General features: G+C 40.7%; 10 protein-coding genes and 4 pseudogenes. All 14 read left to right on the forward strand.

Annotation, left to right across the window (positions count from 1 at the left end; all coding sequences use genetic code 11):
* Nucleotides 1-119 precede the first annotated feature (119 nt).
* The 14 genes and pseudogenes from sucC (at nucleotide 120) to AC2YHV_RS19190 (ending at nucleotide 15,841) form a co-directional block, all read left to right on the forward strand.
* Entirely contained in the window at nucleotides 120-1,280 is a 1,161-nt protein-coding gene (sucC, locus tag AC2YHV_RS19125) for an ADP-forming succinate--CoA ligase subunit beta (protein ID WP_034313681.1), read from the forward strand.
* Between the two features lie 18 nt (nucleotides 1,281-1,298).
* Complete coding sequence (sucD, locus tag AC2YHV_RS19130; protein ID WP_057278412.1) at nucleotides 1,299-2,201, forward strand: succinate--CoA ligase subunit alpha; 903 nt, start codon at nucleotides 1,299-1,301, stop codon at nucleotides 2,199-2,201.
* Nucleotides 2,202-2,451: 250 nt separating this feature from the next.
* A pseudogene (gene dprA, locus AC2YHV_RS19135) lies at nucleotides 2,452-3,186 on the forward strand (DNA-processing protein DprA).
* A 265-nt stretch (nucleotides 3,187-3,451) separates the two neighbouring features.
* Nucleotides 3,452-5,527 (forward strand): type I DNA topoisomerase, encoded by a 2,076-nt coding sequence (topA, locus tag AC2YHV_RS19140; RefSeq protein ID WP_057278410.1) that lies wholly within the window; start codon nucleotides 3,452-3,454, stop codon nucleotides 5,525-5,527.
* A 401-nt stretch (nucleotides 5,528-5,928) separates the two neighbouring features.
* Nucleotides 5,929-7,236 (forward strand): FADH(2)-oxidizing methylenetetrahydrofolate--tRNA-(uracil(54)-C(5))-methyltransferase TrmFO, encoded by a 1,308-nt coding sequence (trmFO, locus tag AC2YHV_RS19145; protein WP_048684880.1) that lies wholly within the window; start codon nucleotides 5,929-5,931, stop codon nucleotides 7,234-7,236.
* Nucleotides 7,237-7,295: 59 nt separating this feature from the next.
* A complete protein-coding gene (gene xerC, locus AC2YHV_RS19150) occupies nucleotides 7,296-8,198 on the forward strand; it encodes a tyrosine recombinase XerC (protein ID WP_187050728.1) in 903 nt (300 codons plus the stop codon).
* Between the two features lie 20 nt (nucleotides 8,199-8,218).
* Nucleotides 8,219-8,746: an HslVU peptidase proteolytic subunit gene (gene hslV / locus AC2YHV_RS19155; RefSeq protein WP_048684874.1), complete on the forward strand. Its 528-nt coding sequence runs from the start codon at nucleotides 8,219-8,221 to the stop codon at nucleotides 8,744-8,746.
* 12 nt (nucleotides 8,747-8,758) lie between these two features.
* Nucleotides 8,759-10,168 (forward strand): ATP-dependent protease ATPase subunit HslU, encoded by a 1,410-nt coding sequence (gene hslU / locus AC2YHV_RS19160; protein WP_048684871.1) that lies wholly within the window; start codon nucleotides 8,759-8,761, stop codon nucleotides 10,166-10,168.
* A gap of 107 nt (nucleotides 10,169-10,275) precedes the next feature.
* Nucleotides 10,276-11,055, forward strand: a complete 780-nt coding sequence (codY, locus tag AC2YHV_RS19165; RefSeq protein ID WP_057278408.1) for a GTP-sensing pleiotropic transcriptional regulator CodY — start codon at nucleotides 10,276-10,278, stop codon at nucleotides 11,053-11,055.
* A 956-nt stretch (nucleotides 11,056-12,011) separates the two neighbouring features.
* A pseudogene (locus tag AC2YHV_RS19170) lies at nucleotides 12,012-13,067 on the forward strand (protein-glutamate methylesterase/protein-glutamine glutaminase).
* Between the two features lie 26 nt (nucleotides 13,068-13,093).
* Nucleotides 13,094-13,771 (forward strand): annotated as a pseudogene (locus AC2YHV_RS19175) (Hpt domain-containing protein); the annotation flags it as partial.
* 4 nt (nucleotides 13,772-13,775) lie between these two features.
* Nucleotides 13,776-14,183 (forward strand): annotated as a pseudogene (locus AC2YHV_RS19180) (chemotaxis protein CheD); the annotation flags it as partial.
* 128 nt (nucleotides 14,184-14,311) lie between these two features.
* On the forward strand, nucleotides 14,312-15,076 hold the full coding sequence (locus AC2YHV_RS19185; protein ID WP_487373864.1) for a FliA/WhiG family RNA polymerase sigma factor: 765 nt from the start codon (nucleotides 14,312-14,314) through the stop codon (nucleotides 15,074-15,076).
* Nucleotides 15,077-15,337: 261 nt separating this feature from the next.
* A complete protein-coding gene (locus AC2YHV_RS19190; protein ID WP_487373865.1) occupies nucleotides 15,338-15,841 on the forward strand; it encodes a hypothetical protein in 504 nt (167 codons plus the stop codon).
* Nucleotides 15,842-15,959 lie beyond the last annotated feature (118 nt).

The following is a 15,959-nucleotide window of genomic DNA, read 5'->3' on the forward strand; positions in this document are numbered from 1 at the left end:
AATATTTCAAAAATTATGTGAAAGAATATTATGCACGAGGGAGAATTTTGTTGTAATATGATAGAGAAAACACGCATTAAATTTCAAAGTTGTTTTTTAGTAGATAAGGAGGATGGGAAATGAATATCCATGAGTATCAGGGGAAAGAGATATTGCGACAATACGGGGTATCCGTTCCAAATGGCCGGGTTGCCTTTACTGTTGATGAAGCAGTTGAAGCAGCGAAGGAGTTAGGTACGGAAGTTGTTGTCGTCAAAGCTCAAATTCATGCGGGCGGCCGCGGTAAAGCCGGCGGAGTCAAGGTAGCGAAGAATCTTGATGAAGCACGTACATATGCAGAAGAGATTCTTGGCAAGACACTGGTGACCCATCAAACGGGACCTGAAGGCAAGGAAGTTAAGCGTTTACTTATTGAAGAAGGCTGCGACATTACTAAAGAGTATTATATCGGGCTTGTCCTTGACCGTGCTACAGACAGTGTCGTATTGATGGCTTCTGAAGAAGGCGGTACGGAAATTGAGGAAGTGGCCGAAAAGACACCAGAGAAAATATTCAAAGAAGTAATCGATCCGGTTGTCGGCCTGACTGGTTTCCAAGCACGGAGGATTGCATTCAATATCAATATTCCGGCTTCACTTATAAATAAAGCTTCTAAACTGATGATTAACCTATATACAGCTTTCGTTGATAAGGATTGCTCAATCGCAGAAATCAACCCATTAGTGGTAACGGGCGACGGCGATGTAATGGCGCTTGATGCTAAATTGAATTTCGATGATAATGCGATTTACCGCCATAAGGACATCGCGGAGTACCGTGATTTGGATGAAGAGGATGCGAAAGAAATTGAAGCATCAAAACATGGCCTAAGTTACATATCGCTTGACGGAAATATCGGATGCATGGTTAATGGTGCCGGGCTTGCTATGGCGACGATGGACATCATTAAACATTATATGGGAGATCCGGCTAACTTCCTTGATGTTGGTGGCGGCGCCACTGAGGAAAAAGTAAAAGAGGCTTTCAAAATCATCCTTTCCGATCAAAATGTTAAAGGCATCTTCGTTAATATCTTCGGAGGAATCATGAAATGTGACATCATCGCTACAGGCGTCGTGGCTGCTGCCAAAGAGCTTGGACTGGATGTCCCTCTTGTTGTTCGTCTTGAAGGAACGAATGTGGACCTTGGCAAAAAGATTCTAAAAGAGTCAGGTTTAAATATTACGGCTGCTGAATCAATGGCAGATGGAGCACAAAAAATAGTATCACTTGTAGGATAATAGGCAGGGGGGAACATAATGAGCGTTTATATTAATAAAGATACGAAAGTGATCGTTCAGGGAATCACTGGTTCAACAGCATTATTTCATACAAAACAAATGTTGGAATACGGCACGAAAATCGTAGGGGGAGTCACTCCGGGTAAAGGTGGAACAGAAGTGGAAGGGGTACCTGTATACAATACAGTTTCCGAAGCTGTCACTGAAACCGGCGCTAGTGCATCTGTTATCTATGTACCGGCACCATTTGCTGCCGATGCAATTCTTGAAGCCGTAGACGCGGAACTTGATCTTGCCATTTGTATAACGGAACATATTCCTGTACTGGATATGGTCAAGGTGAAGCGCTACATGGAAGGCAAAAAAACTCGCTTGATCGGACCGAACTGCCCGGGTGTCATTACTCCTGAAGAGTGTAAGATTGGTATCATGCCAGGGTATATCCACAAAAAAGGCCATGTAGGCGTAGTTTCCCGTTCTGGAACTTTGACATATGAAGCTGTTCACCAATTATCGCAAGCAGGCATCGGGCAATCTTCGGCTGTCGGTATCGGTGGAGATCCCGTTAACGGAACGGATTTCATTGATGTTTTAAAAGCGTTCAATGAAGATCCGGAAACACATGCGGTGATCATGATCGGGGAAATCGGCGGAACGGCAGAAGAAGAAGCGGCAATCTGGGTGAAGGAAAACATGACTAAGCCAGTTGTTGGTTTCATTGGTGGCCGTACGGCTCCTGCCGGTAAACGCATGGGACATGCTGGTGCCATTATCTCAGGAGGAAAAGGGACGGCTGACGAGAAAATCCGCGTCATGAACGAATGTGGAATTAAAGTTGCCGAAACTCCATCCGTAATGGGAGAAACATTGATTTCCGTTTTAAAAGAAAAAGATATTTACGAACCTTGTAAAACACATTGATTTAAGCTGGGCCGACCTTTTTGTGGGTCGGTCTTTATTTCCTCGAATTTCCTCGGGAGAGACCAAGTACATCACTATCAACCTACCTTTAAAAATATCCGATTAGGGGCGTTTCCGATTGAATAAAAAAGAAAAGTTAATCCATCTCCATCATTGCCGCGGAGCAGGATGGAAAACAATCCAAGCAATCATGTCCAAAGACCCATCATTATCTTCCCTGTTCACGACGAATTACGTTGAATGGGCAAAAATGCTCCCTATCCCTTCAAATAAGCTTAACCTCTTTCTCAAAGATTTACATTCACTCCATTCCATTGAAAAACTTAAAAAATACGAAGATAGCCAAATCCATTGTTTGACGATCTTCGATGATGAGTATCCTTTTTTGCTAAAGCAAATATTCGATCCTCCGTGGGTTCTTTATTTTAAAGGTGATAAGAAGCTTTTAACGAAGAAGAATACCCTAGGTGTTGTTGGAACACGCAAGCCAACCTCGTATGGGCTGGAGGCCTTAAAAACGATTCTATTACCGCTTGTAAAGAAAAAGTTCGTGATCATAAGCGGAATGGCTGCTGGAATCGATGCAGAGTCACATTAGATCACATTAAGGGAAGGCGGAGATACGATCGGGGTTTTAGGCGGAGGGCTTAAGCAAATATATCCGAAATCCAATATTACCCTTGCTGAAGAAATCATGAATAAAGGCCTGCTTATATCTGAGACTCCGCCGGAAGTGAAGGCGGAACCATGGATGTTTCCACTTAGGAATCGAATCATCAGCGGATTATCACAGGGCGTATTCGTGGTGGAAGCAAAAGAAAGAAGCGGTTCCCTTATTACGGCACAAGCTGCTTTGGAACACGGCAGGGAAGTATTTGCGCTTCCTGGTAATGTTACGAGCCCTGAATCACTGGGTACCAATCAATTAATTTATGATGGTGCCAAACTTGTTTTTAGCTCCAGGCAGATCGAGGAAGAGTTTTGAACAATATAATATAGAAGATAGACGGAGAATCAAACGGGAAAATTGAAAAAATAGGTGCTTTTTTTGAAGGGTGGGTTGAATTATTAGACAAAAAGGTTGAAAATATTGTAAAACTGTTATAAGTTTTGCAAATGGCACCTCTTGTCAAAAAACTAGAAATAAATGAATCAGCATGCTTTGAAAAATAAAGAGGTGTTGACAAATGATTTTTGAATGATTAATAATAGTGAAGATTTATATTACCTCTTTGAGGAGGATTTATTGGATGTCAGAATACTTAGTGATTGTGGAATCGCCCGCAAAGGCGAAAACAATAGAACGTTACTTGGGAAAAAAATATAAAGTAAAGGCTTCCATGGGGCATGTACGCGATTTGCCTAAAAGTCAAATGGGTGTCGATGTTGAACATGAATATGAACCTAAATATATAACTATCCGCGGCAAAGGCCCGGTTTTAAAAGAATTGAAAACCGCTGCAAAAAAAGCGAAAAAAATCTATCTCGCGGCTGACCCCGACAGGGAAGGGGAAGCGATTGCCTGGCATTTGGCTCACAGTCTTGATGTTGACGTTAACTCGGATTGCCGCGTGGTATTCAACGAGATCACGAAAGAGGCTATCAAGGAATCATTTAAATCGCCTAGGCCAATAAATATGAAATTGGTTGATGCTCAGCAGGCAAGAAGGGTCTTGGACCGTTTGGTCGGATACAATATAAGCCCGTTATTGTGGAAAAAGGTGAAAAAAGGCTTAAGCGCTGGACGGGTCCAATCGGTTGCTGTACGGATGATCATTGACCGGGAGAAGGAGATCAAAGATTTTATTCCGGAAGAGTATTGGACAATCAAGGCTGATTTTGTAAAAGGGAAAGAACAGTTTGAAGGTTCTTTCTTCAGCCTTGGCGGCGAGAAGAAGGAATTAAATACCGAAGAGGACGTCAAAAAAGTGCTCGCTTCTTTAAATGGCGGCGAATTTACGATAGGAGCCGTGGCTAAAAAGGAAAGAAGGCGCAATCCAGCAGCACCTTTTACAACTTCTTCCCTGCAACAGGAAGCGGCACGTAAATTGAATTTCCGTGCGAAGAAAACCATGATGCTTGCTCAGCAGCTTTATGAAGGAATCGAGCTTGGCAAGGAAGGTACAGTCGGGTTAATCACTTATATGAGAACCGATTCGACCCGTATTTCAGATAGTGCCAAAGAGGAAGTCCATACGTTCATTCAAAATAATTATGGTAAAGAATATGTTCAGGTCGAGCAGCGCAAGGAGAAAAAACAAACTAATGCCCAGGACGCGCATGAAGCGGTCAGGCCAACAAGTACATTACGTGAACCGGGTGTAGTCAAGGAGTTCTTATCCAGAGATCAATTCCGTCTTTATAAATTGATTTGGGAACGATTCGTTTCCAGTCAAATGTCTTCGGCGGTCATGGATACGATGAGCATCGACCTGCATAACGGGGATGTCATCTTCAGGGCAAATGGTTCAAAAATTAAATTTCCGGGTTTCATGAAGGTATATGTTGAAGGATCCGATGACTCGGTGGAAGAAAAGGAAAATGCACTTCCGGATGTGAAAAAAGGAGATCAATTCTTTTCAAAAGATATCGAGCCGAAGCAGCATTTTACACAGCCACCGCCCCGATATACTGAAGCCCGTCTGGTCAAGACCCTAGAGGAACTGGGAATAGGCCGTCCTTCTACATATGCGCCTACCTTGGATACGATCCAAAAACGGGGCTATGTTACCTTGGATAATAAACGGTTCATCCCGACAGAGCTTGGTGAGATTGTTCTCGAATTGATACGCGAATTCTTCCCGGATATTCTCGATGCAGAGTTCACTGCCAAGATGGAACAGGAATTTGACAGCGTTGAGGAAGGCAATATTGAATGGATTAAGGTCATCGATGAATTTTATAAAGAATTTGCCGTTCATTTGGCCAAGGCCGAAGTCGAGATGGAGAAAATTGAAATCAAAGATGAACCTGCAGGTGAAGATTGCGTGGAGTGCGGACATGGGATGGTCTTTAAGATGGGACGTTATGGAAAGTTCATGGCATGCAGTAATTTCCCGGATTGCCGTAACACCAAACCAATCGTCAAGGAAATCGGGGTCAAATGCCCAAAATGTAAAGAAGGAAATATCATTGAAAGGAAGAGTAAAAAACGACGCATATTTTACGGGTGTGATACCTACCCTGGATGTGACTTCATATCTTGGGATAAACCGCTGCCGCGGAGTTGTCCAAAATGTGAAGGCACACTTGTTGAGAAAAAACTCAAAAAAGGAGTCCAGGTCCAGTGCATGGATTGTGATTTTAAAGAAATGCCCCAAGCATAGAAAAGGCCGTGAAATCGTTTACTTTCCTTGTGAACTATCGAAAAACCCTAAATATAAATGGACTCGGCATTTGCCGGGTTTCTTTATGTTCAGGGAAGTATGATATCATGGTGATATGTGGATTTACTTCCAAGAAGAAAATGGATAACACTTGAAACTTTTTTATTTAGGCCATGTGATGTAAAATTCAGTGGACAAGTACATTCTTTTAAAGATATAATTCCTATTTGCGTCCGTTACCCTTTTAGTGAATAAGGATGGCATATCTTTAAAATAATCGTTAGCAGGAATGAGTATTTCGGGTATAAATACATAGATATCGTTAAAAATGAAACTTCTGGAAAGCAGTTTTAATGATAAATGATCCTGTCTTATCATATCTATACATGGAGGTTCGAAAAATGAAAGAAACAAAAGTAAGTGTAATCGGTGCTGGGCTTGCTGGAAGTGAAGCGGCGTGGCAGTTAGCTAAAAGAGGAATTAAAGTCGATCTATACGAAATGCGCCCTGTAAAACAAACGCCAGCCCATCATACCGATAAATTCGCTGAACTTGTTTGTTCCAATTCACTTCGGGCAAATACGTTAACAAATGCAGTTGGTGTATTAAAAGAAGAAATGCGTATACTGGATTCGGTCATCATGTCCGCAGCGGATGCTTGTGCTGTACCGGCTGGCGGTGCATTAGCTGTTGATCGTCATGAATTTGCCGGTCTTGTTACGGAAAGGGTCAAAAATCATCCAAATGTGACGGTCATTAATGAAGAAGTGACGGAAATTCCGGAAGGTCCTACCGTCATTGCAACCGGTCCGCTTACAAGTCAGTCACTATCTGATAGCTTAAAGCAAATCATGGATGAAGAATACTTGTACTTTTATGATGCAGCCGCACCAATTCTTGAAAAAGACAGCATCAATATGGATAAAGTATATTTGAAATCCCGTTATGATAAAGGGGAAGCGGCTTATTTGAACTGTCCGATGACGGAAGAAGAGTTTGACCGCTTTTATGATGCATTGATTGCTGCTGAAACAGTCCCGCTTAAAGAATTCGAAAAAGAAATCTTTTTTGAAGGCTGCATGCCGATTGAAGTGATGGCATCACGTGGGAAGAAAACGATGTTATTTGGTCCATTGAAGCCTGTTGGCTTAGAAGATCCAAAAACGGGAAAACGCCCTTTTGCTGTAGTTCAATTGCGTCAGGATGATGCGGCAGGAACACTTTACAATATTGTTGGTTTTCAGACACATTTGAAATGGGGGCCGCAAAAAGAAGTATTGCAGCTCATACCTGGATTGGAAAATGCGGAAATTGTACGTTATGGGGTCATGCATAGAAACACTTTCATAAACTCACCTAATGTTTTGAAGCCAACGTACCAATTCAAGAATCGCGATGATTTATTCTTTGCCGGTCAGATGACTGGAGTTGAAGGGTATGTTGAATCGGCTGCGTCGGGACTTGTAGCGGGTATCAATGCTGCAAGGATCGTCGAAGGTTTGGAGCCTATCATTTTCCCTGCGGAGACGACGATGGGCAGCATGGCAAGGTACATAACGTCGACTAATGGTAAGAGCTTCCAGCCGATGAATGCCAACTTTGGATTGCTTCCAGACCTTGAAGTGAGAATCAAATCCAAAAAAGAGCGGAACGAAACACATGCTAAACGCGCTTTGGACACAATTCAGAACTTTGTGAAAAATTTGTAAAATATTTGCCTGCTGTTTTAAAGTATGATACTATTTATTAGCCTTTGCGAGGTGTTTCCATGATTAATCAAAAAAAGGCATTATCATCCTTCATCGAATATTTACAAATTGAAAAGAACAGTTCACATTACACCATTGAAAATTACAAACGTGATATTCAGGAATTTTTTCTGTTCCTTAATGAACAGGGGATTGAGGACATCACGTCCGTTGAATATCTTGATGTCCGGTTATATTTAACGAATTTATATGAGAAAAAACTTTCTAAGCGCACTGTTGCAAGAAAAACTTCTTGCTTGCGGAGCCTTTATAAATTTTTACTGCGTGAAGGTGATGTGAAAGATAACCCTTTTTCCCTTGCTTCTTTACCTAAAAAGGATCAAAGACTGCCACGGTTTCTTTATGAGAAGGAAATGGATCAGTTGTTTTCTTCTTTAAAGAAAGATTCACCGATAGGAATAAGGAACAATGCCTTACTGGAATTATTGTATGCTACAGGCATTCGCGTAAGTGAATGTTGTGATATTAAACTGCAGGATATCGATCTTTCCTTGGGGACGGTACTGATCCATGGAAAAGGAAAAAAGGATCGCTACGTTCCGGTTGGTAGATATGCACAGGAAGCGATAGATTTATACATACGTACAGCCAGGATGGAATTGACTTCGTCTGACGCCAAGGCGCATGTTTATTTATTTGTTAATTTTCGTGGAGACCCTCTGACACCTAGGGGAGTTCGCTATATATTGAATGAATTGATTAAAAAGTCAGCCGCAGATGGAAGTCTTCATCCCCACATGCTAAGGCATTCGTTTGCTACACACCTATTGAATAATGGGGCGGACATTCGCACGGTTCAGGAATTGCTTGGTCATTCTAAAATTTCATCAACGCAAGTGTATACGCATGTTACAAAAGACCAATTGAAAAAAGTCTATAATGCATCACATCCGCGGCCTTAAATGTTGAAAGGGGACACTTTATGACAACGATATTTGCAGTGCATCATAAAGGTGAATGTGCCATGTCCGGTGATGGGCAGGTTACTTTAGGAAATTCAGTAGTGATGAAGCATACAGCGAGGAAAGTAAGAAAAATCTTTAATGGTAATGTCCTTGCAGGTTTTGCAGGATCCGTTGCAGATGCTTTCACTTTATTTGAGATGTTCGAAGCCAAACTTGAAGAGTATAATGGCAATCTTCAGCGCGCTGCCGTTGAAATGGCAAAGCAATGGAGAAGTGACAATGTATTGAGGAAGCTTGAAGCCATGCTAGTCGTGATGGATAAGAACCATTTACTGCTCGTTTCTGGCACCGGGGAAGTAATTGAACCGGATGACGGGATTCTCGCTATAGGATCGGGAGGGAATTATGCATTGGCTGCCGGCAGGGCATTGATGCGGTTTTCCAGCGACCACTTATCGGCAAAGGAAATCGCTCAATCATCTTTACAAATTGCAGCGGAAATTTGTGTATTTACGAATACGAATATAATCGTGGAAGAGTTGTAAGGAGGAGCGCAAATGTCAAAAAAAGCTAATTTAACACCGAGGCAAATCGTTGAAAAACTGGATCAGTATATCGTTGGGCAGCGTGAGGCAAAACGGGCAGTGGCAGTGGCTCTTCGGAATCGCTACCGACGTTCCCTTCTCTCGGATCAACTTCGTGATGAAGTCGTTCCGAAGAATATATTAATGATTGGACCGACAGGTGTTGGGAAAACAGAAATAGCTCGGAGAATGGCTAAATTGGTAGGTGCTCCTTTTGTAAAAGTTGAAGCAACAAAATTTACGGAAGTCGGGTATGTCGGCCGTGATGTAGAGTCCATGGTTCGTGATTTGGTTGAGACTTCCGTCCGCCTCGTGAAGGAAGAAAAGATGGCCAGCGTAAAGGAACGGGCAGAAGAAAATGCAAATCGCCGCCTAATAGAGTTATTAGTGCCATCAACAAAAAAACAGAGTAATTTCAAGAATCCTCTTGAAGTCTTTTTTGGAGGCAATAACAATCAAGACGAACAGGATCCGGAAGAAAATTCCGAAGATTTAAGTTTGCAGGAAAAAAGAAAAATCGTCGCTGAAAAGCTGGCTAATGGTGAGCTGGAAAGTGAAATGATAACGGTCGAAGTGGAAGAACAGGCTGCTTCGATGTTTGATATGCTCCAAGGTTCGGGAATGGAACAAATGGGGATGAACATGCAGGATGCTTTAGGAAGCTTGATGCCGAAAAAAAGCAAGAAGCGCAAATTGAAAGTAAGTGAAGCGAGAACCGTTTTAACGAATGAAGAAGCGGCAAAATTGATTGATATGGATGAAGTCACTTCAGATGCAGTATACGGGGCTGAGCAAAATGGGATCATCTTCATAGATGAAATAGACAAAATTGCGAGTAAGCAATCTGGAAGTTCATCAGCGGATGTATCAAGAGAGGGTGTCCAAAGGGATATCCTGCCAATAGTTGAAGGTTCAACAGTAGTGACTAAATATGGTTCCGTTAAAACGGATCATGTCCTATTCATTGCTGCAGGGGCCTTTCATATGGCTAAGCCATCCGACCTAATCCCGGAATTACAAGGTAGATTCCCAATTCGTGTAGAATTGAACAAACTGACTGTAGACGACTTTGTACGGATTCTGCATGAACCGGATAATGCCTTGTTAAAACAATATGTTGCTTTATTGGAAACTGAAGGTATAGAAATTGAATTTTCTGACGATGCTGTTCGTAAGATAGCAGAAGTGGCCTTCGAAGTAAATCAAAACACAGACAATATTGGTGCAAGAAGACTTCATACCATTTTGGAACGGTTGCTTGAAGACTTATCGTTTGAAGCTCCGGAAATAACGATGGAGAAGATTACAATTACACCCCAATATGTCGAAGGTAAGCTTGGTTCTATCGCCCGGAACAAAGATTTAAGCCAGTTTATCCTTTAATTAGAAACAATTTTGGCAATGATTTGCCTACGCAATGAACATAAAATTACGGAAATACAACTTCATAGTTATTGTGAACCATGGTATTTTTAGGAGGAACAAATCAAATGAATTTATTAGCAAAAACAAGAAAAATCAATGCAATGCTCCAAAAAGCAGCAGGTAAAGCAGTTAACTTCAAGGAAATGGCTGAGAGTTTAAGTGAAGTTATCGAAGCAAATGTATTCGTCGTCAGCCGCCGCGGGAAATTACTTGGCATCGCGGTAAGTCAGCAAATTGAAAACGAACGCATGTACAAAATGTTGGAAGATAAACAATTCCCTGAAGAGTACACAAAAAACCTGTTCAATATTCCTGAAACCTCTTCGAACCTTGATATCGAAAGCGAATATACTGCTTTCCCAGTCGAAAACAAGGAACTTTTCGCAACTGGATTAACAACGATCGTACCGATTATGGGTGGTGGAGAACGTTTAGGAACATTGGTTCTTGCCCGTTTACAAGAAAAATTTCACGATGATGATTTAATTTTAGCTGAATATGGTGCGACTGTAGTCGGCATGGAAATCCTTCGTGAAAAATCAGAAGAGATAGAAGAGGAAGCTCGTAGTAAAGCTGTCGTTCAAATGGCGATTTCCTCGTTATCTTACAGTGAATTGGAAGCAATAGAGCACATCTTTGAGGAACTTAAAGGTAATGAAGGTCTGCTTGTAGCATCAAAAATTGCGGACCGTGTCGGCATCACCCGTTCCGTTATCGTAAATGCCCTAAGGAAACTGGAAAGTGCAGGGGTCATTGAATCACGCTCTCTTGGAATGAAAGGTACTTATATCAAGGTATTGAACGATAAATTCCTTCTTGAATTAGAGAAGCTTAAAAATAATTAACATATAGAAAGGCAGTCCTTGAAAAAGGGCTGCCTTTTTTTGTATTCGGATGTGTTACTGTCCCGGATAAACAGGCAAATGCGGTGAAGGGCAGGGGGAGGAAGGGAAAAGAGGTAATTCAGGTAAAATGGAAATGTGAATATGGGCATGTTTTCTATTAGAAGCAAAATATAGTTAAGTATTTCTTATAAAGGGTAATTATATTATTATAACTGTCGAAATGGTGTAAATGAACGATGGGATAACTTTTTGATTCTTAAAAGACTATCGATAACGGTTTTCAGTCATTAGGGAAATTTGTCGAATGGTTCAACACCTTGATAAAAAGAATTTTTTTCAAAAAAGAAAAAATGCTGTAATCTGTTTCTTTCTTATAAATCCTTTATTTAAAAGGGTGAAATCAACTAAAATAAAATAATTATTTGCAAGTAAATGCGAAAATTAGTTCTAAAGTATCAGGTATATAGGTTGATTTTTCGATATGATATAAAAGTTAACAGAAGTAAAATTTGGTTAAAATGTAGAATATCATATTATAATGTAAGATTACGTAATATAATCCTATAATAATACTAAGAAAAAAGACAAATTTGAGCAATTTGTGACAATTTTCGACGATAATAGGTCTAAAGTCTATGTATTATTTATGGACATAGTTATAATGCTTCTTTAAAATTAAAACGTAAATCCGCTGGGTTAATTTATTGGTAAAGTGATTATCTGTTAATTATAGAAAGAGGTGATCGATGTGGAATTATTTTCGAATACTTTTCAATCACTAGAAAATGCCAAATGCCCTTTCTCCTTTTCGATTCTGAAGCCGATGTATCCAAAGCCATTGTGGACATTACTTCGAGATATGCAAATCATTCATTTGGGGTAGAATTGACTTTGCAAAAAAGCCATTTCCTCCAAAATATGAAGAGATATTTTTTGGGAAAGTAGGCCTCCTTTTTATGGGTAAAGTAAAAGTGCTGATAGTGGACGTTTCTGCATTTATGAGAAAGTTAATTTCAGTGTTTTTAGTAGAAGATAGCAGGGGGGAAGTCAGCGGGACTGCCAGGAATGGAAGAGATGTCATTAACAAAATAAAGGCTTTAAAACCCGATGTCGTGACTTTGGATGTGGAAATGCCAATTATGGACGTATTGGAAGCATTAAACCGGATAATGAATGAATGTCCAACCGCTGTAGTCATGTTATCAAGCACATGAACAGCGGAGCCTTTGACTTTGTAACTAAACCTTCGGGAGCCGTTTCATTGGATTTACTTAAAATCAAGAAAGAACTCCATGAAAAAGTTATGGCTGCCAGAAGGCAAATGTTCACAAACTAGAAAAAAATGCGAAAAATATTGAAAAAAGCCCATCCGTTTGGGGAAAATGTAGTAAAATAGATTCAACTGAATTGTCAAAAAGTGAAAAAAACCAAAGAAAATGGTCCTATAGATACAAGAGGTTATTAGTCATCGGTACATCAATAGGAGGCCCGAGAGCTCTGCAGACTGTCTTGACAGGACTCTCAGAAATTGATGCTCCCATACATTGTCCAGCATATGCCCCCGGTTTCACGAAATCTTTGGCAACACGCCTGAATTCATTATGCAAGATTAAAGTGAAGGAAGCTGAAGTGGGAGAACTGATTCAAAAAGTTTCGCTTACATCGCACCTGGAGGTTTTCACTTGAAGATGAGGAAGGTCGGGATGAGTTGGGCAATCCTTTTGGATTAATCCGAAGTGCGTCATGGACATCGCCCGTCGGTTGATGTGCTATTTGAATCGGGTAAGTGAAATGAATGATTCTGCGAAAATAGCCGTTATCATGACCGGGATGGGGATGGACGGTCGAGTGGACTTACCAATCTTAAACAAAAGGGTCCTTTAAAAGCGATAGCCGAATCACAGGAGACATCAATCGTTTTTGGTATGCCTTAGGCGGCAATCAATACCGAGTTAATAGATAGCGTAGAGGATGTAGAAAAAATAGCTAAAGCGATAATACGCTATTGTTAACACGTGGAGGTGTGAGATTGTATGAAATGAATCAATATTTAGAGGTATTTATAGAAGGAAGTAAAGAACATCTTCAAACGTGCAGCGAACAGTTGCTGGTACTCGAAAAGCACCCGGAAGACCTCTCGATCGTAAACGAAATCTTTCGTTCCGCCCATACCTTAAAAGGGATGTCAGCAACTATGGGATATGAGGATCTAGCCAATTTAACTCATAAAATGGAGAATGTGCTGGATGCGATCCGAAACAGTCATATCGCCCTTTCTCCTGAATTGTTTGATGTGATATTTTTAGCGGTTGATGATTTAGAAGCAATGGTCATGTCCATTGCTGAAGGTGGAGATGGAAAAAGAAATGTGAAGGATGTTGTCCATCAGCTGGAAATGATTGAAAAAAGGGAGTCGCCCTATTCTTCCACCATTGCAGAGATTGCAGCAGCTTCTGCCGTCCTAGAAAAGAAGGAAATGATTGCGGGAGAGTACGATGAATTTGAATGAACAGTAATTCAACAGTCCAAAGATCAAGGTTTCAACAGCTTCGAAATTTCGATAGGATTGCGTGAGGACTGTCTTTTAAAAGCGGCCAGGGTGTTTATGGTTTTCGAAGTGCTTGAAAAGTTAGGTGAAGTAATCAAGCTACGCCCACCCGTCGAACTTTTGGAAGGAGAGCAATTCGATCAGCAATTTATGATAACTATGGTAACAACTGTCGTGTGTCGGTGTTGTGATTTATGATGAAAAAAAAGAAATTGCAGGTTTGGCCCATATCATGCTTCCAGACTCTTCACTCGCTAAATCGGGACAGATCAACGTTGCCAAATTTGCAGATACGGCGATAAAGGAATTAGTGCAGGTATTAGTCAAAGAAGGCACAAGAATGCCATTCCTCAAAGCGAAGCTGGCTGGAGGAGCACAAATGTTTCAATTTGCCTCCGGAGGGGATTTAATGAGAATCGGACCCCGGAATGTGGAAGCTGTCCGGAAAGAGTTATCTGACTTGCGGATTAGAATCGTTGCCGAAGATGTTGGCGGGAATAGCGGAAGAACGATTGAATTCAATTTAAATGATTGTCTGCTAAATATACGGACCGTTACAAAAGGGACCAAAAACATATAGGATCGGATTTGGCTTTTGAAAAGCCAAAAATATGACAGGTACACTTGCTACTGAATTATTATTGCATGTATGGCTTTAGGGGCCGTTTTGATCACAAATCGTATATAACAATGTTAGGAGGATGTCGAATGTCTCATCTGACCATCGAAGAAGAGCAGTTATGTTGGAAAAATTGGGTGGATTGCAGAGATTCGCTAGCCGGGGACATTTTGGTAAAGAAATACATACCTCTCGTATCGTATCATGTTCAACGTATTTCAGTAAGTCTTCCTAAAAATGTGAGCCGGGATGATATATGGAGTTTAGGGATGATGGGGTTATTCGATGCCCTGGAACGCTTTGATACGAAGCGTGACCTGAAGTTTGACACATATGCATCTTTTAGAATCCGTGGTGCTATTTTAGATGGATTAAGGAAAGAGGATTGGCTTCCACGGAATGCAAGAGATAAAGCCAAGAAAATTGAATCTGCAATAGAAAAGCTGGAGCAGCAATACTTGAGGAACCTTTCGCCAGATGAGATTGCCGCTGAATTGAATATCCCGGAAGATGAAGTATATGCTGCATTAAATGAGAATTTCTTTGCCAATGTACTATCTATTGATGAGAATCCCCAAGAGGACGATAAAGAAAGCGCGAATTTTCATATTAAAGATGAAAAGGCGGATTTACCTGAGGAACATGTGTTAAGGGACGAACTGTATGTGGAATTAACCAAATTCATAGAAACGCTTAATGAAAAAGAACAGTTGGTTTTACAGCTTTTTTATAAGGAAGAACTAACATTAACCGAAATCGGACAAGTGATGGGCCTATCTACGTCCCGGATATCCCAAATTCACTCAAAAGCGATTTATAAATTAAGAAACACGATGCAAGATCAAAAGATTTAATGAAGATACTTTCATTGAAGAGGGCTATGGAGTCTGGAAGGCATAAGGGATTCCTATTGAACGAAGAAAGCCCTGTAAATCAAATTGATAGAATTTTTACGGATACTTGCATCAATAAATGTTTCGAAATCACAGAATGTTCGAACTGTACTTTGTCAAGAAGAGAATAGGGAAAGTAATCAAGAAAAAACAACAGTGAAAAAAGATCCCCATCCGTTTAATGGTAACAGGATTGACTATTCCGGTTAATTAGGAGGCAGTATGTCAGCATTTTTTATATTTCTGTTGTTTGTATTGAACATATTCACCATTTTTGCCATCATCGTTTTATATCTTCGCCAAAATCGTTTAAGCATGTTGGAAAAAGACCAAAAAGCCGTCATTGGAGAAATGGAACAACTTTTGTCTGGTTATTTAATGGAGATGAAAGAGGATAACGAGACACTGGTAAAGGCAATCAACAATTCGGTGGCAATGAATCCTGAGCATGGACAAAAAGGACAAGAACATAGTTCAATCAAAGAAACAAAGAAAGAAAAACAAGAACAAAACATTCTGCTAGAGTATGAAGAGGGAAGTCGTGCCGCAGCTAAAATGCAGGCAATTAACGCTTATAAAATAGTGCCTGAAAAAAATGTAGCCAAATGCTTTACCCGTAAAAGTCGAGGACAAATTGGAGCTTTCATCGGCAGCCACTTCCCCTCAAAACGAGTGGAAGCCGGCTGGCATGGAATTTTCGGACATGCTGCAGGCTTCGTTAAATGAAAGGTCATTGAATGAAAAAGTGGATATGTTAAGCGGATCAAGGGAATTCAGTAGAGGGAATCGCCAAAAAGTTAGGTCGCGGTCAAACGGAGATTGAGCTATTACTAAAGTTTCGCAA

The sequence above is a fragment of the Peribacillus sp. SRI_006 genome (assembly GCF_057586375.1).